Source organism: Veillonella sp., from assembly GCF_041333735.1.
Taxonomy (GTDB): domain Bacteria; phylum Bacillota; class Negativicutes; order Veillonellales; family Veillonellaceae; genus Veillonella.
Window position 1 is genome coordinate 1,616,974 of record NZ_JBGKFB010000001.1, and the last position, 24,371, is coordinate 1,641,344.

General features: G+C 37.9%; 22 protein-coding genes. 20 read left to right on the forward strand and 2 right to left on the reverse strand.

Annotated features, from left to right (window positions below):
* Positions 1-10 precede the first annotated feature (10 nt).
* From ACDF53_RS07400 to ACDF53_RS07490, 19 genes are all read left to right on the forward strand, one after another.
* Positions 11-937, forward strand: a complete 927-nt coding sequence (locus ACDF53_RS07400) for a dipeptidase (RefSeq protein WP_005386898.1) — start codon at positions 11-13, stop codon at positions 935-937.
* Positions 937-1,506, forward strand: a complete 570-nt coding sequence (gene gmhA / locus ACDF53_RS07405; RefSeq protein WP_005386896.1) for a D-sedoheptulose 7-phosphate isomerase — start codon at positions 937-939, stop codon at positions 1,504-1,506. The genes ACDF53_RS07400 and gmhA overlap by 1 nt, the downstream gene beginning before the upstream one ends.
* 96 nt (positions 1,507-1,602) lie before the next feature.
* Positions 1,603-3,081, forward strand: coding sequence for a D-glycero-beta-D-manno-heptose-7-phosphate kinase (gene rfaE1, locus ACDF53_RS07410; RefSeq protein ID WP_039969236.1), 1,479 nt, complete (start codon positions 1,603-1,605; stop codon positions 3,079-3,081).
* A complete protein-coding gene (gene rfaD / locus ACDF53_RS07415) occupies positions 3,078-4,043 on the forward strand; it encodes an ADP-glyceromanno-heptose 6-epimerase (RefSeq protein WP_370815876.1) in 966 nt (321 codons plus the stop codon). The genes rfaE1 and rfaD overlap by 4 nt, the downstream gene beginning before the upstream one ends.
* Positions 4,043-4,537 carry a D-glycero-alpha-D-manno-heptose-1,7-bisphosphate 7-phosphatase gene (locus ACDF53_RS07420; protein WP_370815877.1) on the forward strand — a complete coding sequence of 165 codons (495 nt, stop codon included), beginning with the start codon at positions 4,043-4,045 and terminating at the stop codon, positions 4,535-4,537. Before rfaD ends, ACDF53_RS07420 begins: the two co-directional genes overlap by 1 nt.
* Positions 4,538-4,629: 92 nt before the next feature.
* Positions 4,630-5,649: a glycosyltransferase family 9 protein gene (locus tag ACDF53_RS07425; RefSeq protein WP_024066227.1), complete on the forward strand. Its 1,020-nt coding sequence runs from the start codon at positions 4,630-4,632 to the stop codon at positions 5,647-5,649.
* Positions 5,649-6,689, forward strand: a complete 1,041-nt coding sequence (locus tag ACDF53_RS07430; RefSeq protein ID WP_295231562.1) for a glycosyltransferase family 9 protein — start codon at positions 5,649-5,651, stop codon at positions 6,687-6,689. The genes ACDF53_RS07425 and ACDF53_RS07430 overlap by 1 nt, the downstream gene beginning before the upstream one ends.
* A gap of 4 nt (positions 6,690-6,693) precedes the next feature.
* A complete protein-coding gene (locus ACDF53_RS07435; RefSeq protein WP_156719737.1) occupies positions 6,694-7,677 on the forward strand; it encodes a 3'-5' exonuclease in 984 nt (327 codons plus the stop codon).
* Between the two features lie 70 nt (positions 7,678-7,747).
* The gene (locus ACDF53_RS07440) at positions 7,748-9,139 is read left to right on the forward strand and encodes an aminopeptidase (RefSeq protein ID WP_195186030.1); all 1,392 of its coding nucleotides are present in this window, start codon (positions 7,748-7,750) and stop codon (positions 9,137-9,139) included.
* 50 nt (positions 9,140-9,189) lie between these two features.
* A complete protein-coding gene (locus tag ACDF53_RS07445; RefSeq protein WP_295231565.1) occupies positions 9,190-9,567 on the forward strand; it encodes a hypothetical protein in 378 nt (125 codons plus the stop codon).
* Positions 9,568-9,698: 131 nt separating this feature from the next.
* Complete coding sequence (locus ACDF53_RS07450; RefSeq protein WP_119206687.1) at positions 9,699-10,676, forward strand: ABC transporter substrate-binding protein; 978 nt, start codon at positions 9,699-9,701, stop codon at positions 10,674-10,676.
* Positions 10,677-10,700: 24 nt separating this feature from the next.
* Positions 10,701-11,681 carry an ABC transporter substrate-binding protein gene (locus ACDF53_RS07455; protein ID WP_178885117.1) on the forward strand — a complete coding sequence of 327 codons (981 nt, stop codon included), beginning with the start codon at positions 10,701-10,703 and terminating at the stop codon, positions 11,679-11,681.
* An 11-nt stretch (positions 11,682-11,692) separates the two neighbouring features.
* On the forward strand, positions 11,693-12,565 hold the full coding sequence (locus ACDF53_RS07460; protein WP_024066234.1) for an ABC transporter permease: 873 nt from the start codon (positions 11,693-11,695) through the stop codon (positions 12,563-12,565).
* A 10-nt stretch (positions 12,566-12,575) separates the two neighbouring features.
* A complete protein-coding gene (locus ACDF53_RS07465; RefSeq protein WP_024066235.1) occupies positions 12,576-13,373 on the forward strand; it encodes an ABC transporter ATP-binding protein in 798 nt (265 codons plus the stop codon).
* Positions 13,374-13,538: 165 nt separating this feature from the next.
* Positions 13,539-13,805: a 30S ribosomal protein S15 gene (rpsO, locus tag ACDF53_RS07470; protein WP_005386879.1), complete on the forward strand. Its 267-nt coding sequence runs from the start codon at positions 13,539-13,541 to the stop codon at positions 13,803-13,805.
* 408 nt (positions 13,806-14,213) lie between these two features.
* Complete coding sequence (locus ACDF53_RS07475; RefSeq protein ID WP_370815878.1) at positions 14,214-16,283, forward strand: polyribonucleotide nucleotidyltransferase; 2,070 nt, start codon at positions 14,214-14,216, stop codon at positions 16,281-16,283.
* Between the two features lie 10 nt (positions 16,284-16,293).
* Complete coding sequence (gene dut / locus ACDF53_RS07480) at positions 16,294-16,743, forward strand: dUTP diphosphatase (protein ID WP_370815879.1); 450 nt, start codon at positions 16,294-16,296, stop codon at positions 16,741-16,743.
* A 157-nt stretch (positions 16,744-16,900) separates the two neighbouring features.
* On the forward strand, positions 16,901-17,434 hold the full coding sequence (locus tag ACDF53_RS07485) for an NUDIX hydrolase (RefSeq protein WP_119206684.1): 534 nt from the start codon (positions 16,901-16,903) through the stop codon (positions 17,432-17,434).
* Between the two features lie 21 nt (positions 17,435-17,455).
* Positions 17,456-18,628: a phosphopentomutase gene (locus ACDF53_RS07490; RefSeq protein ID WP_370815881.1), complete on the forward strand. Its 1,173-nt coding sequence runs from the start codon at positions 17,456-17,458 to the stop codon at positions 18,626-18,628.
* Between the two features lie 239 nt (positions 18,629-18,867).
* Here ACDF53_RS07490 and ACDF53_RS07495 read toward each other — a convergent pair whose 3' ends face one another.
* Positions 18,868-21,072: an RNA ligase gene (locus ACDF53_RS07495; protein ID WP_370815882.1), complete on the reverse strand. Its 2,205-nt coding sequence runs from the start codon at positions 21,070-21,072 to the stop codon at positions 18,868-18,870.
* 142 nt (positions 21,073-21,214) lie between these two features.
* Entirely contained in the window at positions 21,215-21,475 is a 261-nt protein-coding gene (rpsT, locus tag ACDF53_RS07500) for a 30S ribosomal protein S20 (protein WP_009351773.1), read from the reverse strand.
* 273 nt (positions 21,476-21,748) lie between these two features.
* Between rpsT and polA the strand changes: the two genes are divergently transcribed.
* Positions 21,749-24,370, forward strand: a complete 2,622-nt coding sequence (gene polA, locus ACDF53_RS07505) for a DNA polymerase I (protein WP_370815883.1) — start codon at positions 21,749-21,751, stop codon at positions 24,368-24,370.
* The last annotated feature ends 1 nt before the right edge of the window (position 24,371 follow it).

Genomic DNA, 24,371 nt, shown 5'->3' on the forward strand with positions numbered 1-24,371 from the left:
GTGAGGCTTTATGATAGATTTACACTGCGATACGATAATGAAATTAATAGACCATCCTAGTAGTGGGGATCTGTATCGTAATACTTGGAAAATCGATATAGAAAAGTTGCAAAAGGCTCACAGCAAGGTGCAAGATTTCGCACTTTTTATCAATCTTGGTGAAACAAATGACCCTTATGGTCGTTATGAAGCGATGCGTAATTTATGTACATCACAAATTCAGCATTATGGAGAGCACATACAACATGTGCTCTCTTATCAAGATATAGAGTCCGTGTATGTGTCCGGTAAGATTGGGGCTCTTATGTCTATTGAGGAAGGCGGCGTACTAGGCGGCGATTTAGATAAATTAAAACAAGCTTATCAAGATGGGGTTCGACTTATTACGCTTACTTGGAATTATCCAAATGGATTGGGTGAGCCCCATTGTGGTGAGCAGCATAAAAAATTAACATCGAAAGGTGTTGAATTTGTGGAGGCTATGCAGGATTTAGGCATTATCGTTGATTGCTCTCATTTAAATGATGCTGGTACTGAGCAATTAGGAGATATTTTAGATGTACCTTTTATAGCATCTCACTCCAATGCACGTGAAGTTACAGCCCATACAAGAAACTTACCAGATCATTTAATCAAGCTGATTGCTAATAAGGGTGGCGTTATAGGCCTTAATTTCGCTCAATCATTTTTAGGTACATCACCCATAAGTCGGATTGAAGATATCGTAAAACACGGCTTATATCTCATCGATAAAGGCGGGGAAGATGTTGTGGCATTAGGAACCGACTTTGATGGTATTAAGCCAGATACAGAAATTAAAGATGCTTCTGAAATGCATCGATTATATGATGCATTTAAAGAGGCCGGTTTATCTGTGGAGCAATGTGAGAAATTGTTCTGGAAAAATGCAGATAGACTATTAAAGGAGATTTTATAATGACTGATTTAAATCCAATCATTGCAGATCGTTTTACCGAGCATCTTGAGGTTTTTGGTAGAACGATGGAGCATATGGATACCATTCAAGAGATTGCCTATCGCTGTAAGGCTGCTTTAGAAAATGGCAATAAGATTTTATTCTGTGGTAATGGTGGTTCTGCTGCAGATTCTCAACATTTAGCGGCGGAATTGATTTGTCGCTTTAAAAAGGAACGACGCTCTCTTGCAGGGATTGCATTAACTACTGATACATCTGCATTAACAGCGATTGCCAATGACTATGATTTTGAATCTGTTTTTGCACGTCAAGTAGAGGGACTAGGCCGTACAGGTGATGTTCTTATTGGTATTTCTACATCTGGGAACTCTAAGAATGTTGTGAAAGCTGCAGAAATGGCCCGTTCTATTGGTATGCATACCATTGCTTTCACCGGAGAAGGCGGTGGTAAGCTAGCTGAATTATGTGATATTACATTAGCCATTCCAAGTAATGTAACAGCTCGTATTCAAGAGATGCACATTTTGGCTGGTCATATCATGTGTGAAATTATTGAAGAAGATTATTAACCGTTACGGTCTTATGTATAAATAGATACATGTTTGATGCCAAGTATTTTATGTAAGTCGTTATGCATGTATATTGTGGTAAGGAATAGGTGGATTATGATAAATGCTACCATTAATCAATTTTTAACAAAGCAACTACCAAATTTAAAGATTGCCGTTATAGGTGATGTTATGGTAGATCGTTATGTTTTTGGTGATGTAAGTCGTATTTCTCCAGAGGCACCGGTTCCTGTTAACCGCGTGGCAAAGATGAAAGAAGTGCTTGGCGGTGCTGGTAATGTTGCGTCGAACTTATCAAATTTAGATTGCACAGTATATCTTGGTGCTATTGCCGGTAATGATGACCATGGTCGTTTATTACAACAGTTACTTGATGCAGATAAGATTGATACAACAGGTTTATTGACGAGCGACGATCGATCTACTATTACTAAGATGCGCATCTTAGGTGATCGTCAGCAGATGATGCGCTTAGATTTTGAAACCATAACAGATTTGACAATCCATGAAGAACAGAAACTATCTACATGGTTGGAAAATCTCTGTAAAGCGGGTATCGATGGCATTGTTGTTTCTGACTATGGTAAAGGTGTTTGTACACCGACATTGCTAAAAAAGATCTTTAGTTTAGCTAAGGAGTATGGCGTACAAACAATCGTAGACCCTAAGGGTTCTGATTGGTCTAAATATAATGGAGCCACATGTATTACACCGAATGTAAAAGAGCTAGGTGAATGTGTAGGCCGTAAATTAGAAAATGATGATACCACTATTGTTGAAGCTGCTAAGTCAGTACTGGCTAATGTTGATTTAGAGTACATTGTGGCTACACGGTCTGCTAAGGGGATTACTGTTATCGCAAAGGACGGCCGTACATGGCATAATCCGGCCACACAACAAGAGGTCTTTGATGTAAGTGGTGCAGGCGATACTGTTGTATCCATGATGATGACATGCCTTGCCAGTGGCCTATCTATGCGTTTAGCCTTACATATTGCTAATGGCGCTGCAGGCATCGTCGTATCTAAGGTTGGAACATATCCAATTCATCGTTCTGAATTACTGGATTTATGGCATTCTTATAAGCATAGTGTTCAATCGAAGCCTTTATACACAAAGGAAGAGATGAAGCAGCTTATTACACAATGGCAAAATAAGGGTGAAACTGTTGTGTTTACAAATGGTTGTTTTGACATTCTTCATCGTGGGCATATTACGTATCTACAAGAGGCTGCTCAGTTAGGTGATCATCTAATTATTGGTTTAAATTCCGATGCTTCTGTTAGACGCCTAAAGGGTGAAACACGTCCCATCGTAAGTGAAGAGGATAGAGCAGCATTATTAAGTGCGTTGCGCTGTATAGATGGTGTGGTTTTATTCGAAGAGGATACACCAGCTGAACTATTAGCTTATTTGCGTCCTAATACGCTAGTTAAGGGCGGCGATTATAAGATAGAAGATATTATTGGACGTGAGTCCGTAGATCATGTAGAGGTGCTTTCATTTAAAGAAGGTTACTCTACATCAGATATCGTAGGGAAAATAGCTACTATGGCTAAGGAGGGTAAATTATGATTATCGTTACAGGCGGTGCTGGTTTTATCGGCAGTAATATTGTGAAAGCATTAAATGACCGTGGTCGTACAGATATTCTTATTGTTGATGACCTTACTGATGGTCGTAAAATCCGAAATATTCAAAATTTAGAATTCTTGGATTATATCGATTGTGATGATTTTGATTGTGCTATTGCTGATGGTACATTTGATGTAGGTCCTATCGAAGTAGTGTTCCACGAAGGTGCTTGTGCGGACACAATGGAATATAACGGCAAATACATGATGAAGAACAACTATGAAGGTTCTAAAAATCTATTCCACTATTGCCAAGACCGTCGTATTCCATTCATTTATGCATCCTCTGCATCTACATATGGTAATGGTACAAATGGTTTCGTAGAAAAACCAGAAGCTGAGGAAGCCCTCAATCCATATGCGTACTCCAAATTGTTGTTTGACCGTTATGTGCGTAAATATGAAGGTGAATATACAGCTCAAGTAGTAGGCTTACGTTACTTTAACGTATATGGTCCTAATGAGGCTCATAAAGATAAAATGGCTTCCTTAGTTCGTCAAATGTTCTACAAAAATAAAGAAACTGGTATTATCAATCTATTTGAAGGTACAGATGGCTACGAAGACGGTGGTCAAACACGTGACTTTATTTATGTTAAAGACGTAGTTAATGTAAACTTCTATTTCTGGGAACACCCTGAAATTTCTGGTACTTTTAACTGTGGTACAGGTAATGCTCATAGCTTTAATCAATTTATGCAAGCTGTTATCGACTATAATGGCAAAGGCAAAATTGAATACATTCCGTTCCCAGAGGTATTAAAAGGCAAATATCAAAGCTTTACAGAGGCTGATACGACTAAATTGTTGGCTGCTGGTTATGATAAAGGGTTCCATAAAATGGAAGATGCTGTTAATGAATATTGTGAACTACTCGATAATAACGAAGGGTATTTACGTTAATGCGCAAGGTATTATTTTTAGATCGCGATGGTGTTATCAATAAAGATGTTAGCTATTTATATAAAATCAGCGATTTAGAATGGGTAGACGGTGCAAAAGAGGCCTTAGCTTATGCCTACAGTAAAGGGTATGACCTCATTGTGGTGACTAATCAAAGTGGAGTGGCCCGTGGTTATTACAAAGAGTCTGATGTACAGATTCTTCATGACCATATGGCTCATGAACTAGACCGCAGTGGGGCACCTATTTTGCACTTCTATTACTGCCCTCATCATAAAGAAGGGGCCATACCTCTTTATGCTGTCGATTGTGAATGTAGAAAGCCAAAGCCTGGTATGATTAATCAAGCTATTAAGGATTATGATGTAGACCCTAAAAGTAGCTTTCTTATTGGCGATAGTCAGCGCGATGTTGATGCAGCAGAAGCGGCTGGTGTAAAAGGCTATCTATTTACAGGTACAAATTTGTTAGATTTTATTAAGACTATTATTTAGTCCATTATTTATTTTATGTTTACTTTAGATTAAATTAGATTCAACGGTGTTATGAGGCTTTTTAGTTGTTGTGTTGTATTCTGGGAGGCTATATGAAAGATTACAAGAATATACTCATCATTAAGATGAGTTCTTTAGGTGATGTAATTCATGCATTGCCTACCTTGTATGCAGTGCGTAAAAATTGGCCTAATGCGCATATTACATGGGCTATTCATGAACAATTTGAGAGTCTCCTACCAGGTAAACCATGGGTAGATGATGTAATCATTATCGACAAGAAACAACTTAAAAAGCCTGCTTATTTATGGCAGTTACGTAAGGATTTACATAGCCGTCATTTTGATATGACTTTAGACCTTCAATGTATTGCAAAGAGCGCCATTGTATCATTATTATCTGGTGCGCCTGAAAAATACGGCTACTGGGAGCTTCGTGAAGGTAGTAATTTAGTCAATAAAGCACTTGTTGGTGAACATAAATACGATCATGTTATCGAACGATACCTCGATACCGTACGTGCTCTTGGAGGCGATGTAGAAGGCGTAGAGTTTCCTATGCCTGCTTATGTGGAGGCGGAAAAGTCCGTTAAGCATAAGTTACAATCTCATGGTGTAGAAGATGAATATGTAGTCGTTGTACCAGGTGCTCGCTGGATTGTTAAGGAATGGCCACTTCTTAACTTTGGTGAGCTATGTATCCGCTTATGTGAATCAGGTAAAAAAGTAGTTATTGCTGGTGCTCCAGATGATGCAGAAAAAGGAGCTTTCATAGAAAATTATGTGAAAAATAAGAATCTCATTAACCTAGTGGGATCTACATCCATGCCAGAGCTAATTGAGTTGATTCGACACTGTGAAATTTTCATCAGTGCTGATACGGGCCCTTTGCATATTGCTAATGCTCTGAAGCGGCCTTTGATTGCATTATTTGGAACCACATCTCCAAAACGAACTGGTCCATATGGAGGGAGTCATGTACATCTTATTATTTCACCTACATCAAAGGCTACACCTGAACAGCCATTAGTAGATGATCCTGATTGTATGGCTCAAATTCCTGTAGATGCTGTGTGGTCTGTATATGAGCAAGTAATTGGAAAGGAACTATAATGGAACTTGATTATAAACGCATTGTGGTCACCTTTCTCATGCACTTAGGTGATGTTATTTTAACGACTCCATTCTTAGAGGTGCTACGTAAAGCGGCTCCACATAGTCATATTACATATGTAATAGATGAAAAACTGCAACAAGTGATGCAATATAATCCAAATATTGATGAACTTATCGTTGTAGATAAAAAGGGGCGTCATAATAGTATTTCTGGGCTCAATGAGATAGCTCGAGAGATTAATGCAAAGGGTAAACCTGATATCGTTATCAATTTACACCCCAATGAACGTACTTCCTATTTAGCCTGGAAGATTCATGCGCCCATTACGACTGGTATGAGTCATTTTTTATTTAGACCATTTATGACAAAATACACCCGTCTAGACCGTAAAACACGCCACGCTGCAGATATGTACATCAATGTACTGGAGCAATTAGGTGTAACGGATATTTCTAACTCTGGTTTACACATTGAAACTTGTGAGGCCTGGCGCCGTGAGGCTCAGGAGTTCTATGCTAGTCATGGTTTAACAGATAGTGATACACTCATCGGTTTTAATATTGGTAGTGCTGTTCCTGAGAAGCGCTGGCCTGCTGAACGATTTGCTCATGTAGCTGATCATTTCGGTCGTTTAGGGTATAAGACGGTATTCTTTGGTGGCCCTATGGATCTCGAAATGGTGCAACCTGTAGTGGAACAAATGGAAACGAAACCGATTGTGGCTACTGGAAAATTCCAGTTAGGACCATTGGCGGCGGCAATGAGCCGCTGTAATCTATTGATTACAAATGACTCTGGTCCTATGCATGTGGCCATCAGCCAAAAGGTGCCAATTGTGGCGCTTTACGGTCCATCAAACCCATTCTTTTATGGTCCGTACCAAGCTCATGCTATCGTTCTTGAAACGATGGACTCCTATGAGGTTGGTAAAAGCATGAAGAAGATTATTAAAGAAGGAAATTACAAAGGTTTGTCCGTAATTTCTGAAGAACAGGTCATTAAAGCAGCGGAAACGTTGCTTTCAGAATCGAAATAAACATATGAACTATATTGTATTTGATTTAGAGTGGAATCAACCCTATAGCAATGACATTAGCTTTATGAAGCGCACAAAAATGCCACTAACTGGGGAAATCATTCAAATCGGAGCGGTAAAACTGAATGAAAAGATGGACATTGTAGATCATTTTACAATGTTCATCAAACCACAATACCTGCCACGGATGCATAAACATGTCCGTGAATTGACAGGTATTACATCACGAGAACTCGATCATGGTGTGCCCTTTAAGACGGCTATGCAGTACTTTCAAAATTGGTGTGGTGATGAGTATATGTTGTTATCTTGGGGGTCTGATGATATTCTCATATTGCGTGAAAATCTAATGCTTCATAGGATGAAAGCTTTATCTTATGATCAATGGGTAGATGCACAGATGATTTATGCGTATCAGCGATATGGTACGAGTCAACAGTATTCTGTGGCTCATGCCATGGAGGACCTAAATATATCTACGGAGCATTTATCTGCTCATAATGCATTACATGATGCTGTATTTACGGCTCATATATGTCAAAAGCTAGATATACAACAAGGTATTTTACATTATGATCTAATTCGAAAGGAAAGTAGTAATCCTTTCTTATATCCACCAATTTTAACGTTCTTTATGTATGAGAACTTTCCTGAAAAGAAGCGCATTGTTCATGATAGAAGGGTTCGATTATCATTCTGCCCGTATTGTCAGACCCGCTTGGAAATGACGCGACCAGAACGATTGCAAGGTGATAAGCATCTCGCTATAGGCGTTTGTCCTAAACATGGCGATTTTGCAGTGCAACTTAAAGTTGGAAAATATACGATTAAGTCCGGTAGTACTAAATTCTACGTTACAAAGGTATTAACGCATTGTACGGACGAAATTCGTTCTCTATATACTCAGAAGTCTGAAATTAATCGAGAGAAAGAGCGAAAATATTTGGAATTTCGCCGGGCGGAACTTGAAAAGGACCGCCAAAAATAATTTTATTAATTCCTGTTCACATCTATAGTTTCTTAATTATTAGCTTGTGAGCATTTAGAAAGGATAGATTATGGAACGCAAATATGCATGGCATAATTACGACGATGCCACTATGGAAAAGGTATATGCCTTAAGTGATACATATCGTCAATTTTTAGATAATGGTAAAACAGAACGTGAATGTGTTGTACAGGCCGTTGAATTTGCAGAAGCAAAAGGATATGTAAATTTAAAAGATATTATTAAATCCAATACGCCAATTAAAGCAGGAGACAAGCTTTATTACACACATATGGATAAATCCATTGCTTTATTTAATATTGGTACTGATGATATTGAATTGGGTATGAATATCTTAGGTGCTCATATTGACTCTCCACGTATCGATGTAAAACAAAACCCACAATATGAAGATAGCAATCTTGTATTTTGGGATACTCATTACTATGGAGGCATTAAAAAATACCATTGGGTTGCGATGCCTCTTGCTATTCATGGCGTTGTAGTAAAAACAGATGGTACTCGTATCAACATCAATATTGGGGATAACGAAAATGATCCTGTATTCTGCATTACAGACTTGTTACCGCATTTGGGACAAGAGCAAATGCAAAAGAATGCAGCTAAGGTAATTGAAGGGGAAGCCCTTGATTTACTCATAGGCAGTCGTCCTGTAAAAGATGAAGAAAAAGAAGGGGTTACTAAATTTATTAACAACCTTCTTGAAAAAGAATATGGCTTTGTAGAACGTGATTTATTATCTGCGGAACTCGAAATCGTACCAGCAGGCAAGGCTCGTGATATGGGCTTTGACCGCTCCATGGTTATGGCCTATGGACAAGATGATCGCGTATGTGCGTATACATCCTTAGTAGCTATGCTTGAAGTAGACAATGTTAAACGTACTACTTGTTGCTTGCTTGTAGATAAAGAAGAAATCGGTTCTGTAGGCGCCACTGGTATGCAATCTCGTTTCTTTGAAAATGCAGTAGCAGAAGTTCTCACACTTATGGGTAAACCTAATTCTGTAAGTGTACGACGGACCTTGGAAAATTCTCGTATGTTATCTTCCGATGTTAGTGCTGGCTATGATCCTTTATATGCATCTGCATTCGAAAAGAAAAATGCATCTTACCTAGGTATGGGTGTTGTATTCAATAAATTTACAGGCTCTCGTGGTAAATCTGGTTCTAATGATGCCAATGCTGAATATATGGGCTTTATTCGTCGTGTCATGGAATCTAACAATGTAACATATCAAACTGCAGAGCTTGGCAAGGTTGATCTCGGCGGTGGTGGTACCATTGCTTATATCATGGCCTTATACGGTATGAATGTTATCGACTGTGGCGTGGCTGTGCTTAGTATGCATGCTCCATGGGAGGTTACATCCAAGGCGGATATTTACGAGGCTAAACAATGCTATGTGGCATTCTTAAATGCAGCTGATGAATCAATCTAAAATTATGGGGCTTTCACCAATGGTGAAAGTCCATTCTATGTGAGGTATATATGAATCAAACAGATTTAGGCGCAGCCATAGAGGCAGCGAAGGGAGAGGCAACAGAGGTTAAGACTGTAAAAGTCGATATTTTTGATATTCCTGAAACAAAGGCTAAAGAATATATTTCTAATCGTGAAGAAGTAGCAGAAGCTGCAACACAGGTAATGAAGCCTTACTGTGTAACGGTAAAGCGTGAAACTTTAGATCCTGAAGAAGGGGAGGCTATAGTTGGTTATTATGTAACGGGTGAAATTTTAATGTGTGTCATCCTCGATCCATTTGAAGTGCCCGTTATGAAGGTAGCTCTTGATAAAGGGACCCTTAAAGACTATATTTTAGCGGCCAATGAGCTAACAGAAGACATGTTAACATCTCTTGAAAAATAAGAGGATTTCACATTTTTATGTGTCCTATAAATGGACAAATGTAAAATACTTTAATCTGCTACATTGATGTAGTAAAGAAATTTGTTTATAATAGATGTATTATAGTCATTGCAGATAGGAAGGAAATCCCCATGAATTTAAAAAAAGGTATTGCCCTAGCGCTCACGGCGGCAGCATTGATGGCATTTACAGGCTGTGGCTCAAATGGAACAACATCTAATGGTGAATACAAGGTTGGCGTAGTACAACTGGTTGAACATCCTGCACTTGATGCAGCAAACAAAGGTTTTGTTGATGCTTTAAAAGAAAAAGGCTTGGCAGATAAAATTACCTTTGACCAACAAAATGCACAAGCTGATCAATCTAATTTGAACAGTATTGCACAGCGTTTTGTATCTGATCGTAAAAACTTAATCTTAGCGATTGCAACACCGGCAGCTCAATCTATGGCGAATGCAACTCATGATATCCCAATCTTGGGGACTGCTATTACTGATTACGAAGCAGCAAAACTTGTTAAATCTAATGAAAAACCAGGTGGTAATGTATCTGGTACATCTGATATGAACCCAGTAGAACAACAAGTTGATTTAATTTTACAAGTATTACCAAATGCTAAGACAATTGGTACTATTTATAGCTCTAGTGAAGTAAACTCTCAAATACAAGTTGAGAAAATGAAAGCTTACGCAGCTACAAAAGGTGTTAAGGTTGAAGAAGTTACCGTTTCTAACGTAAACGATATTCAACAAGCAGCACAAAATCTTGTGTCTCAACGTGTAGACGCAATTTATGTGCCAACAGATAATGTAGTAGCTTCTGCGATGAGCAATCTTGTAGCAATTACCGACCCAGCAAAAATTCCTGTGTTTGGCGGCGAAGATAACCACGTAAAAGGTGGTGCTGTAATGTCCTTGTCCGTAGATTACTACAAACTTGGATACCAAACAGGTTTAATGGCAGCTAAAATTTTAACTGGTGAAGCTAAAGTTGAAGATATGCCTATTGAAATGCAAAAAGAATTTAAATTAGTTGTAAGTAAAGATAAATTACAAAAATTGGGCATCACATTACCAGAAGAATTGATGAACAAAGCAACTATGATTTAATACACAACTGGTAAGGAGTTACATATGAACTGGAAAAAAGGTATTGCAGTAGCACTTAGTGCTATCTCTATTATGGCAATGGTAGCTGGTTGCGGTTCCAATACAGCAACTAATGATCAAAAGAAAATCGGAGTTATTCAATTGGTAGAACATCCATCTCTTGATGCCGCTAATAAAGGCTTTGTTGATGGCCTTGCATCTAAAGGTTATAAAGATGGGGAAAACATCAAATTAGACCAACAAAATGCTCAAGCTGACCAATCTAATTTGAATAGTATTGCTCAACGCTTTGTATCTGATAAAAAAGATTTAGTATTAGCCATTGCAACGCCAGCAGCACAAACGATGGCAAATGCATCTCATGATATTCCTATCATGGGTACTGCTATTACAGACTACGTTACAGCGAAACTCGTTCAATCTAACGAACATCCAGGTGGTAATGTATCTGGTACATCTGATATGACACCTGTAGAAAAAGAGGTTGACCTTATTATTGCATTAGTACCAAATGTAAAACGTATTGGTGCAATTTACACATCTTCTGAAATCAACTCCCAACTTCAAGTTGAAAAAATGAAAGCTTATGCAGCTACTAAAGGTATCACTGTTGTAGAAGCAACTGTTTCTAACGTAAATGATATCCAACAAGCAGCTACTAATCTTGTAAACCAAGATGTACAAGCTATTTATACACCAACTGATAATGTATTGGCATCTGCTATGGCTAACTTAGCTCAAATTACTGATGCTGCTAAAATTCCAGTATTTGCTGCCGATGAAGGCATGACAATGACTGGTGGTGTGGCAACATATTCTGTTGACTACTATAAATTAGGTTATCAAACTGGTTTAATGGCTGCAAAAGTGCTTTCTGGTGAAGCTAAAATTTCTGATTTAGCCATTGAAACACAAAAAGATATTAAGTTAACTGTTAATGAAGAACGTGCTAAAAAATTAGGTATCACAATTCCTGAAGCACTTCGTAAAGATATGAAACAATAGAGGAGATTTTGATGTTAGATTTAGTGGTAGGCACCATAACAACTGGCCTTTTATGGTCTTTGTTAGCGGTTGGTGTTTTCATCACCTTCCGTGTATTAGATGTGGCTGACTTAACCGTAGAAGGTACGTTTCCAATGGGGGCGGCCATTTCTGCAATTTTAATTACAAGTGGTATGAACCCAATCCTATCTATCTTGATTGCCGGCATTGGCGGTATGGCCGCAGGTGCTGTAACAGGTTGGATTCATACTAAATTGAAGATCCCTGCATTGCTAGCTGGTATCTTAACAATGATTGCTTTATACTCCATTAATCTTCATATTATGGGTAAAGCTAATGTATCTTTGCTTCGTATGGATACAATTTATACAATTATCGGTAGTGTACTTCATACAGCAAATATGTGGTCTGCAGCTATCGTAGGTATCATCGTAGCTGTTGTAGTTTGCTTATTACTATTCTGGTTCTTCGGTACTGAAATTGGTACAGCATTACGTGCAACAGGTGTTAACCCTCAAATGATTCGTGCCCAAGGTGTAAATACTGACAACATGATCGTTCTTGGTCTTTTGATTTCCAACGGTTTTGTTGGTATGTCTGGTGCATTGATTGGTCAATTCCAAGGCTTTGCCGACGTAGGTATGGGTATTGGTACTATCGTAATCGGCTTGGCGTCCGTAATTATCGGTGAGGTAGTATTTGGTACAAAATCCTTTGTACGTAGCCTCATCGCTGTAGTACTTGGTTCTATCGTATATCGTATCGTTATTGCGGCTGTACTCTATATGGGTATGCCACCAAACGACTTGAAATTATTCACTGCTATTCTTGTTGCCATCGCGCTTTCCTTGCCTACATTGAAAGCAAAATGGTTGGCTCGCTAAGGAGGACACTATGTTAGAAGTAAAAAATATGGTAAAAACCTTCTTTAAGGGCACAATCAATGAAAAAACTGCTCTTCAAGGTATTGATCTTCGTTTAGAAGAAGGCGATTTCTGTACTGTAATCGGTGGTAATGGTGCTGGTAAAAGTACGTTGCTAAACTCCATCGCTGGTGTATTCCCAGTAGATGAAGGTTCCATTACAATCAATGATATTGATGTCACAAAAATGCCTGAATACAAACGTGCTAAATACATTGGTCGTGTATTCCAAGATCCTATGGTTGGTACTGCAGGCAATATGCAAATTGAGGAAAACTTGATCCTTGCTATGCGCCGTGGTAAAAACTTAGGTCTTAAATGGGCTTTCAAAGATAGCGAACAAGCATTCTTCAAAGAACGCCTTGCACTATTAGGTTTAGGCCTTGAAGACCGCTTATCTGCTCGTATGGGATTGTTATCTGGTGGTCAACGCCAATCCATTACATTGTTGATGGCTACTATGCTTCGTCCTGAACTTTTATTACTTGACGAACATACAGCGGCTCTTGACCCTAAGACGGCAGAAAATGTTTTGCAATTGACTGATAAACTTGTGGCTGAACATAACTTAACGACTCTCATGATTACCCACAACATGCGTGATGCATTGCGCTTTGGTAATCGCCTCATCATGATGGATGCTGGCCGCATTATCTATGATGTAAAAGGGGAAGAAAAGAAAAAATTAACAGTTGCCGATTTATTACAAAAATTTGAAGTAGCTGGGGAAAATGCATTGAGCGACCGCATGGTGCTAGGTGCGAAATAATAGAAGAGGGCATAAGCCCTCTTTTATTTATGACATACCTTTACAAGTTAAGGAAGATACTGTATACTAAATAAGGTCGTAAGACATATCGTAAGCGAAGTATTCGAATCTCCAACGGTTACTTAAGCTTATCGGGATTATTTATTTTTTTAGGAGGTAACATTAATGTTAACTACAGAAGCTAAATTAGCAGTAATTAAAGAATACGCTACTCATGAAGGTGACACTGGTTCTCCAGAAGTACAAGTTGCGATTTTAACAAGCCGCATCCAATACTTAACAGATCACTTGAAAGAACACAAAAAAGACCATCATTCCCGTCGTGGTTTGTTGAAATTAGTTGGTCAACGCCGTAACATGCTTGACTACCTTCGTCGTAAAGATATCGAACGTTACCGTTCCCTTATCGAACGTCTTGGTCTTCGTAAATAATAAAATTAGCCGTCCTATAGGACGGCTTTTTTATTTTATTTCTCTATGTTATAATAACGTTAGGCAAAGGGAAACGAATGCCGATAATCTATTGTGGAAACACGAAAAAAGGACAGAGCGGCAACTCTGTCCTTTTTGTTGTGCTAGTTGCTATTTAAATCTACTATCTAGCCACTTGATGATGTAATGGCAAGTTACACCACCTATGATAGTGATAATAAGGGAAACAAAATAATCTATCACGAAAACACCTCCTCTCTGTTGCCAGATTAGGAGTTAGCAACGTGATAAGTATATCATAATAAAATGAACTAACGTATATTATAATAAGTTAAAAATAGCTTATTTTTAACTGATGATATATAATAAGAAGGTATACATATAAGAAGATTTTTAGGAGGAATAGGAATGGAACAATTCCAAATGGACCTAGCTGGTCGTACGCTTACGATCGAGACTGGGGAACTTGCAAAACAAGCTGGCGGTGCCGTAATGGTTGGTTACGGTGATACTCGTGTACTCGTTACCGCTACAGGTTCTAAAGAGGCGAAGGATATCGATTTCTTCCCACTTACAGTAGACTATGAAGAAAAAATGTACGCTGTTGGTCGTTTACCAGGTGGCTTCATTAAACGTGAAGCACGTCCACCTGAATCTGCGATTTTGAATAGCCGTTTGATTGACCGTCCTATTCGTCCATTATTTGATAAAGGTGTACGTAATGAAGTACACGTAGTGGCAACTGTTATGTCCGTTGATCAAGATTGTGATCCAGCAATCTGTGGTATGATTGGCGCTTCAGCTGCTTTATCCATTTCTGATATTCCTTGGAATGGTCCTATTGCAGGCGTTCGTATGGGGCGTATCAACGGTGAATTTGTTGTGAACCCAACAAAAGAACAATTAGAAGCAACAGATCTTAATATCGTTGTAGCTGGTACAAAAGATGCTATCCTCATGGTTGAAGGTGGTGCTCAAGAGGTTCCAGAAGAAACTATTCTTGAAGTCATCATGGCAGCTCATGAAGAAATCAAAAAAATCGTAGCTTTCCAAGAAGATATGAAAGCAAAAGTGGGCAAGGAAAAACGCATATTTGAAAGTAAAGATGTGCTAGCTGAAATCGCTGATGCAGTTCGTGCGTATGGTCATGATAAACTTGATGCAGCAGTTCGTTGTGCAGATAAACAACAACGTGATGCGCAAGAAAGCGAAGTACGTGCCGATGTATTAGCTCACTTTGAAGAAATCTACCCAGATAACTTGGCGGATGTAAATAAAGCATTTGACGCAATGACAAAAGAAATCGTGCGTCATATGATTACTGTTGAAAAAATCCGTCCAGATGGACGTAAACTTGATGAAGTTCGTCCAATCTCTTGCCGTACAGGTGTATTACCTCGTACACATGGTTCTGGCTTATTTACTCGTGGTCAAACTCAAGTATTGAACGTTGCTACTGTAGCTCCATTGTCTGAAACTCAAACAATTGATGGCATTGGTTTAGAAACAGAAAAACGTTACATTCACCACTATAATTTCCCATCCTTCTCCGTAGGTGAAACTCGTTCCTCCCGTGGTCCTGGTCGCCGTGAAATTGGTCATGGTGCGTTGGCTGAACGTGCATTGGTACCTGTAATTCCTAGTGAAGAAGAATTCCCATATGCATTGCGTTTAGTATCTGAAGTGTTGGAATCTAACGGTTCTAGCTCCATGGCATCCGTTTGTGGCTCCACATTATCCTTGATGGATGCTGGTGTACCTATTAAAGCTCCTGTAGCTGGTATCGCTATGGGTCTCGTAACTCAAGGCGAACACTACACAATCTTAACTGATATCCAAGGCATGGAAGATGCTCTTGGTGACATGGACTTTAAAGTGGCTGGTACAGCAAAAGGTGTAACAGCAATTCAAATGGATATCAAAATTTCCGGCTTATCCCGTGAAATCCTTCATGAAGCATTAGAACAAGCTCATAAAGGCCGTATGCATATCATGGGTATCATGCTTGATACAATTGCTGAACCACGTCAACAAATGTCTCAATACGCTCCACGTATTATTACAATGAAAATTGATCCAGATAAGATTCGTGATGTAATTGGTTCTGGCGGTAAAGTAATTCGTGGTATTATTGACGAAACAGGTGCAAAAATCGACATCGAAGATGATGGCACAGTATTCATCGCTTCTGTAGATCAAGATGGTGCTGCTAAAGCACAACAAATCATTGAAAACCTTACTAAAGAGGTTGAAGTAGGTGAAGTATACCTTGGTAAAGTAACTCGTTTGATGGCATTCGGTGCTTTTGTAGAAGTATTACCAGGTAAAGAAGGTCTTGTACATATTTCCAAACTTGCGAAAGAACGCGTTGAAAATGTAGAAGACGTAGTAAATGTAGGCGATGAGATTATGGTAAAAGTTATCGAAATCGATAAACAAGGCCGTATCAACTTGTCCCGTAAAGATTGTTTAAAATAAGAGGTGTTACATGGATATTCGTGGCTTTGAAGTAGTTTCTGCTTTTGAAGAACAAGATATCAATTTACCAACCCGTAAAACAACAGAAAGCGCAGGCTATGATATTGAATGCGCTGAAGCTGTTACATTAGAACCAGGTCAAGTAGTACTCGTTCCAACAGGGCTTAAAGCTTTCATGGCGTACGACGAATATCTTGCTATTCATATCCGTTCTAGCATGGCTATTAAACGCCATCTTGCACTTGTGAATAGTACAGGTATTATCGATAGCGATTACTACAATAATGAGGACAACGAAGGTCATATTATGATCGCCCTCTATAACTATGGTAAAGAAACCGTTTCCCTTGAAAAAGGAGAACGTGTTGCGCAAGGTATATTCTCTAAATACTTACTCACAAACGATGACGATGCCACAGGTGTACGTACAGGTGGTATCGGTAGCACTGGTGCTATGTAAATTACATACAATTCTGAATAGAATGGTGAAAGCCGCTCAACTGACGTTGGGCGGCTTTTTATAATTATATTTAGTTATAATTATATTAAGTTATGAATTATATATATTTATTTCTCTGTGTGGTATCATAATAGTTATAAACATTAAGGAGGCTATTATGGCAATTAGCAAAGAGATACAAAAATCTAGCGAAATGAAGTTTGATGGTAAACTAATTAAAGTTACTTATGATATAGCTGATGTAAATGGTAATGAAGCGTGGCGTGAGGTTGTTCATCATCCTGGTGCTACAGCTATTGTGGTTGTTACGGAAGATAATAAAATTGTAATGGAACGTCAGTTCCGTTATGCTTTGCAACAGCCTTTGCTTGAAATTCCAGCAGGTAAACTAGATCCTAATGAAGAGCCTCTTAACTGTGCGAAACGTGAGTTAGCAGAGGAAACAGGTTATCGTGCGAACCAATGGATTCCGTTGGGCACAATTGCTACAAGTCCTGGTTTCTGTAACGAAGTATTACATTTATATTTAGCAAAAGATCTTACTATGGGCGAAACTAATTGGGATCCAGACGAATATGTGGAACTTGAGTATTTTACTTTACCTGAATTATTAGAGGCTATCAAGGCGGAGCAAATTAAGGATAGCAAATCTTTGGCAGCCCTTATGCTTGCAATGCCGTACCTCAAATAATATTACGTAATAGGAGGATATATGTTTAAACGAATTATCCTATTAGTTATGGACTCTGTTGGTATTGGTCATGCCGTGGATGCTGCAAAATTTGGTGATGAAGGCTCTAATACATTAGGTCATATTGAATCAACAGCAGGTAAAATTCATTGCCCAAATTTGAAATCTTTAGGACTAGGACATATTGCCGATATTGCAGATACCGGTGAAAGCATTAACGGTGCTTTTGGTCGTATGGCGGAGCTCAGCACTGGTAAAGATACAACAAGTGGTCATTGGGAGATGATGGGGCATCCTGTTACCGTTCCATTCCCAACCTTTTACGAAGGTTTTCCAAAAGAATTAATGGATACTTTCACAAAGGAAACGGGCTATGGTTATTTAGGTAATGAAGTTGCATCTGGTACAGAAATTATTGAACGGCTAGGTGCGGAGCATATTAAAACGGGAAAACCTATTGTATATACCTCGGCAGATTCTGTATTTCAAATTGCAGCCCATGAGGATGTGATTCCTTTAGATGAGCTATATCGTATATGCCAAATTACCCGTGATAAGGTTTGCGTTGGAGATTACTATGTAGGCCGTATCATAGCACGTCCATTTGTAGGTGAACTTGGTAGTTTTGTACGCACATCTAACCGTCATGACTATAGTCGCATGCCGGAGAAAAAAATGGTACAACAAGAGTTACAAGATGCGGATGTTCCAACTGTAGCAGTCGGTAAAATTGGAGATATTTATGCCCATGTTGGTTGGGATGAAAGTTATCCTACAAAATCTAATGCTCATGGCATGAATATGGTTCCATATCTATTAGGGGCTACATTTGATTACGGTCTTATGATGGTTAATCTTGTTGAGTTTGATAGCCTTTACGGTCATCGCAGAAATGTAGAAGGCTATAAACGAGCTATTGAAGATTTTGATTACCAACTTGGTGGTTTAATACCAATGCTCAATGATGACGATTTATTGCTTATTACTGCGGACCATGGTAATGATCCAACCTGGAAGGGAACAGATCATACCCGTGAATTAGTACCTATTCTTGTATATAGTCCACGAATGAATGGACCTATAAATCTTGGAGATAGAAAAAGTTTTGCAGACATTGGGGAAACAGTTTTAGAAAACTTTGGTTTAAAACAATGGGGCATTGGAACATCGTTTTTAGAGAAACTTAGTAAATAATTTTCTCATATGTTTTTAGTATATTTAGGTTTAGAATACTATATTGCTACTTATGTACGACAATAACATAATTTCGAAATAATAAATATAATATGCTATATATGAGATACTACCAGTTAAAAATAAATAGTTTTAACTGGTAGTATCTTTAAAATAGATAGTTAAATCATAAAAAGACCAACTTATGTACATCATAAGTTGGTCTTTTTTTTCTTTATAGAAGTATATTTCTTATTTAATTATAGCAATCCTTTACTTTCCATCATTTCTTTAATATTTAGTAAAGTAGATTTACAAACTACATCATATTCTAGTGTACTTAAGAAATCTGCAAATTTTTTATCATCTTCATTTTTACAGTTTTCATAAGGTATCTTACCATTTTGTTGATATGGTTCTAGAATCCGATTTCGTCGGTGCTTCCACGTATTGTAATAAGGAACTTTAAATTTTGTCATAAAGCCATTGCTATCGACTAATACAAAGCCTTCAGACTCATGAAATGAATTAAGTTCCTCATTCATGATGGTTTCTAGTTCGTCCATAGTATTAACTAGTTGAATTGTTTTCACAATAGATATCAATGGTATGTCATATTTCTTAAGGATGGAGTCTAGTTCTGCTAGTCGTTCCCTAGAAAAAGATACATCAATATGCTTACCATTTACATCTAATGTATTTTGAATCATATCAAGTACATAAAGATGATCTTGGTCGTATTTAATAATATGAGTATCCTCTTGGCTAATGACTTCGAACATCATAGAGCAGTTATTACGCTTTAATAGTTCTTTAATTTCTTCTTGTAAGACTTCAGGTAATTTTTGGAATAAATCTTTAAACAAATCTACATGCATACCTTCTGTAGTAGATTTAGATGCAAAAACTAGTTCATCCTTGATAACACTAAGGATAGCAAGGTATCCATTTTCTTTAGTTCGAATTTCAACAGGGAAGAAGAGTGTGTTAGCTAAATTATTTAACTCTGTTTCTGGCCTCTCATTGAGATTAAAGAATTTATTATAACTACGTAGTTTCACATCTCCTGTTAAGCGATCTACAAATAATCCTCGCGCTTGTACGGTACTTTCATTCCATAGTCGTTTATGGAATACACGAGAGGTAAAATTCAAGGAGTATAGGTTAGGGGAGCATTTTTTTACTTTTACTAATTTAGAATTACCTAAAATATTAATATCTTCATTTTGTGTGAAGATAACATGTTGTGTCATATTTTGATATTCATGGCGCATGTAATCTTTATCGTACACATCGTTTTTTATTCCATGTTTAGTGAAAGAATCTGCAGTGATATCAATATATTTAAGCTCGCCACCAAATTCAACTTCGCCTTCTAAACAGAAGGAGTACTTACCATCGGGAACACCGCGGTGACCATGAATTTGAATAAAGTCCTGACACAATCCTTTTTCGTAATTAGTATCATATATTTTAGCAATATCTGTTTCGTAAGCTCCGAACCCATTAATAAAGGTAGACGTAGCTATAAAGGTCATGTTAGGTACATAGGAGAGACCACCATGGGAAACTAAATATTTTTTGCCATGAAAAATGAAAGGGTAGCATTGACGAAGTGATTTATAAAAGAGGCGTAACTCTCGTTGAAGAGATTCTACTTCTTTTTTCGTCATATCCTTAACAATAGGTGCTACAACTTCTTTCATAAATCGTTTTGAACGATCTAAATTTGTATTGAAAGCAAAGTTTGCGATATGTCGTTCGTGATTACCTTCTAACATAATCGTATTAGGCAATGTACTAAGACGCATCATTTCGTACATCATTTCTTTATTTTCAATACCGCGTTCCAAATAGTCACCACAAAAGATGTAAAGTATTTTTTCATCCCAAGGTAAGATAGCTTGTTGCAATGCCGTGTAACAACCGTGAATATCACCAATGATACGCACTCGTTCATATCGATTCGTCAAATCTACGGTAAAGTAATTGTTGATTTCATCGATAGAATTGATTTTTCTACAAAACTTTGGTAATGGAGTTGTCTTAATTACCTTGTGCATACGGTGAATGACTTGCTCTGGTACTCGTTTGTAATCTGTACGTCCTGCATTACGAGCCAAGCATTCCTCTAAAGATGTATCTGGTTCGTAGTAATATACAGTATATTTATATTTGTTAAGCAAATCTTTATATGCATTAACAGCTTTAGATGTAGTGTGGGTAGCATCTAAAACGACAAAGTCGCCATTGCTCATTCGTTTTTCTAAGCAATCTAGGAGGAGCTCCCAAGCCGGACCATTATCCTCTTGTGAAATATACCAGCCGTCTTCACCAAGAGAAGGGCTGCGTAATAGCATACGGAAATGATCGGCTTCTAAGGTGTAAGCCTCAAGATTGTTATCACGAATCCACTGAGACTTACCACTAGCAGGAGCACCACGCATTAATAATAGTGTTCTCATAGTAATAGTCCTCTAATCTGCCCATAGGGCGTAATAAAATATAACTGTATAAAAAACGATAAGATCATTATTGAAAATAAAAAAAGGGCATAAAAAAACAGTCTCAACGGTTATCCGAGAGACTGTCTTACTTGCTTTAAAATTATAAAGCGTTTACTTTAGCTGCAAGGTTAGATTTTTTGCGAGCTGCAGTGTTTTTATGAAGTACACCTTTGGAGGCTGCTTTATCAATTACGCTAGTAGCATGAACAAGTGCTTGTTTTGCTTCTTCTACTGCGCCTGCTTGAACAGCTTCTACGGTTTTACGACTTGCTGTACGGATTTGAGATTTTACAGCGGCGTTTTTCGCACGACGTTCAGCATCCGTTTTTACGCTTCTAATACTGGATTTAATGTTTGGCAATTGAGTCACCTCCTTAAAAATCGTTTCTTATACCTGAATGATTATATCATACCACATATTGATACGCAAGGACTTTTCAGCCCAATATTTTCCTTGTTGGTATGCAAGATAAAAGATCTTCTACTAATAATTAACTATACCATATAAGCCTATTTTATGAAATCAAGATTATTAATATATTGACTAGTGTTCTAATTAGTTAATTATGTAGATTTTAAAAGTTAGTTAGCTCCCTTATGTTATAATAAAAGATAGAATTAAGTGAGGTGTCTTATGAAAAAATTAATGATTATAGATGGCAGTAGTTTGTTATTCCGTGCATTCTTTGCATTACCACCGTTGAAGTCTGCTTTGGGGACTCCGACGAATGCAGTGTACGGTTTCTTAACAATGCTCATTAAATTATATGAAGAAATTAATCCTGATTATATTGCAGTAGCCTTTGATAAAGGTCGTCAGACATTCCGTACAGAAATGTACAGCGAATATAAAGGTAATCGCCCAGATGCACCAGAGGATTTACGACCTCAATTTAGCCTTATTCAAGATGTGTTAAAAGCGTTGGGTATTTGTGTTATCGAAGAAGAAGGTTTTGAAGGGGACGATATCCTAGGATCTTTGAGTAAGAAATTTGGTACACCAGAAATGGCTGTTAAAATTATTACTGGTGACCGCGATAACCTTCAACTCGTAACAGAACATAGTCATGTATTCCTAACTAAAAAAGGCATTTCTGACATGTTAGAGGTTACTCTTGATAACATGGAGGAACTTTATGGTTATGGTCCTGATAAGGTTATTGAAATGAAAGCTCTTATGGGGGATTCTTCCGATAATATTCCAGGTGTACCAGGTGTAGGTGAAAAAACGGCTCTTAAATTGATTACAGAATACGGTAATCTTGAGTCTGTATATGACCACATTGAAGATATTTCTGGTAAGAAATTAAAAGAGCGACTCGTTGAAAATAAAGACTTAGCGTTCTTATCTCGTGAGTTAGCTACCATCAAAACGGATATGGACTTATCTTACAAGGTAGAAGACTTTGTGCAAAATTTCCATGCCTCTGAGGTACAGCCTTTATTTGAAACTTTAGGCTTTACTAAATTAACACCTCGTATCGTTCAAGTAATGGGCGGAGAGGAAGCAGCTTTTGGTGAACCAGGCTCTCTTTTTGCACCACAAGAGGAAATTTCTTTAGACGATTTAGCTGATGCTAAGGCGCTAACCCCTGATTTCTATACAGATAAAACAGTAGCAGTACATGTTGTGCTTGATGGCAAAACTCCATTTAGAACTATCGAGACTGCCTATCTTTCTAATGGTGATACTGTCGTTAAAACAAATGATACAAAGGCTGTTCTAGCAGTATTACAAGGGGCTAAGGCCATTGTTACTACTCAAACAAAAGAACTAATAGAAGCATTAGGTGACGAGTCACCAGCTGAAATCTCTTTGTTTAATAATGATAACACTGCACGTATCCATGATATGTCTCTTCTAGCATACTTGTTAGATCCAACACGTACTAACTATGGTTATCTATATTTAACGGAACGTTTCTCTGTGCCTAGCATTGCCAGCGGTAGCGTAGATGTAGAGTGCGTATCTATGGTGAAAGCTTTACTTGCTATGAATGATTTAGCTTGTGAATCTGCTCGACGTGAAGAGTTATGGTCTTTATATGAAACTATTGAGTTACCATTGATTCATACATTAGTAGTAATGGAGAAAAATGGTATATATATTGATACAAATAAGCTGGCTGAAACGACAGCTCGCTTTAAAGATGAATTAGCCCAAGTACAACAAGAGATTTATGATTTGGCAGGTGAAACTTTCAATATTAACTCTCCTAAACAGCTAGGTGTTATTTTATTCGAAAAGATGAACTTGCCAGTTATTAAGAAAACTAAGACTGGATACTCCACAGATGCTGAAGTACTCGATATGTTGCGTAATGAAAGCCCAATCGTTGAAAAAATCTTGGCCTACCGTTCTGTAGCAAAATTAGTATCTACCTATTGTGAAGGCTTAGCAGTCCTTATTAATGATAAGACTAAACGTATTCACACTACATTTAATCAAATGGTTACAGCTACAGGACGTCTTAGTTCCTCTGATCCTAACTTACAAAATATTCCTGTTCGTACAGAAAAAGGCCGTGAAATTCGTGCTTTATTCTATCCTGGTGCAGGGTATGACACATTAGTGAGTGCCGATTATTCTCAAATTGAGTTGCGTATTTTAGCGCATCTTTCTGGTGATGAAGCTTTGATTAAAGCCTTTGTTGATGGTAAGGATATTCACCGTTTTACTGCGGCAGAGGTACTAGGTAAAGCCCAAGAGGATGTAACAAGCGAAGAGCGTTCTCATGCAAAAGCTATTAACTTCGGTATTATTTATGGTATTTCTGACTTTGGCTTATCTCGCGACCTTGGTATCACACGGGGAGAAGCTAAAAACTATATTGATTTATACTTTAGCCGTTATCCTAAGGTTAAAGAGTACATGGATTGTATGGTTCAGGAGGCCCATGAAACTGGTAAGGTTCGCACTATGTTCGGCCGTCAACGCGAACTTCCTGATATTAATAGCCGCAACTTTAACCGTCGTTCCTTTGCTGAACGTACGGCAATGAATACACCAATTCAAGGTACTGCTGCAGATATTATCAAGTTAGCAATGAACCAAGTTGAGCAAAAGCTAGAGGAAGGAAACTTCAAATCTCGACTTTTATTACAAGTACATGACGAACTTGTATTAGAAGTGGTGAATTCTGAATTAGAAGCAGTAGAAGAATTATTACGTACTACTATGCAATCTGTTGTGGAGTTACAAGTACCTCTTATTGTAGATGTACATCATGCGGAAAATTGGGCGTTAGTTAAATAAT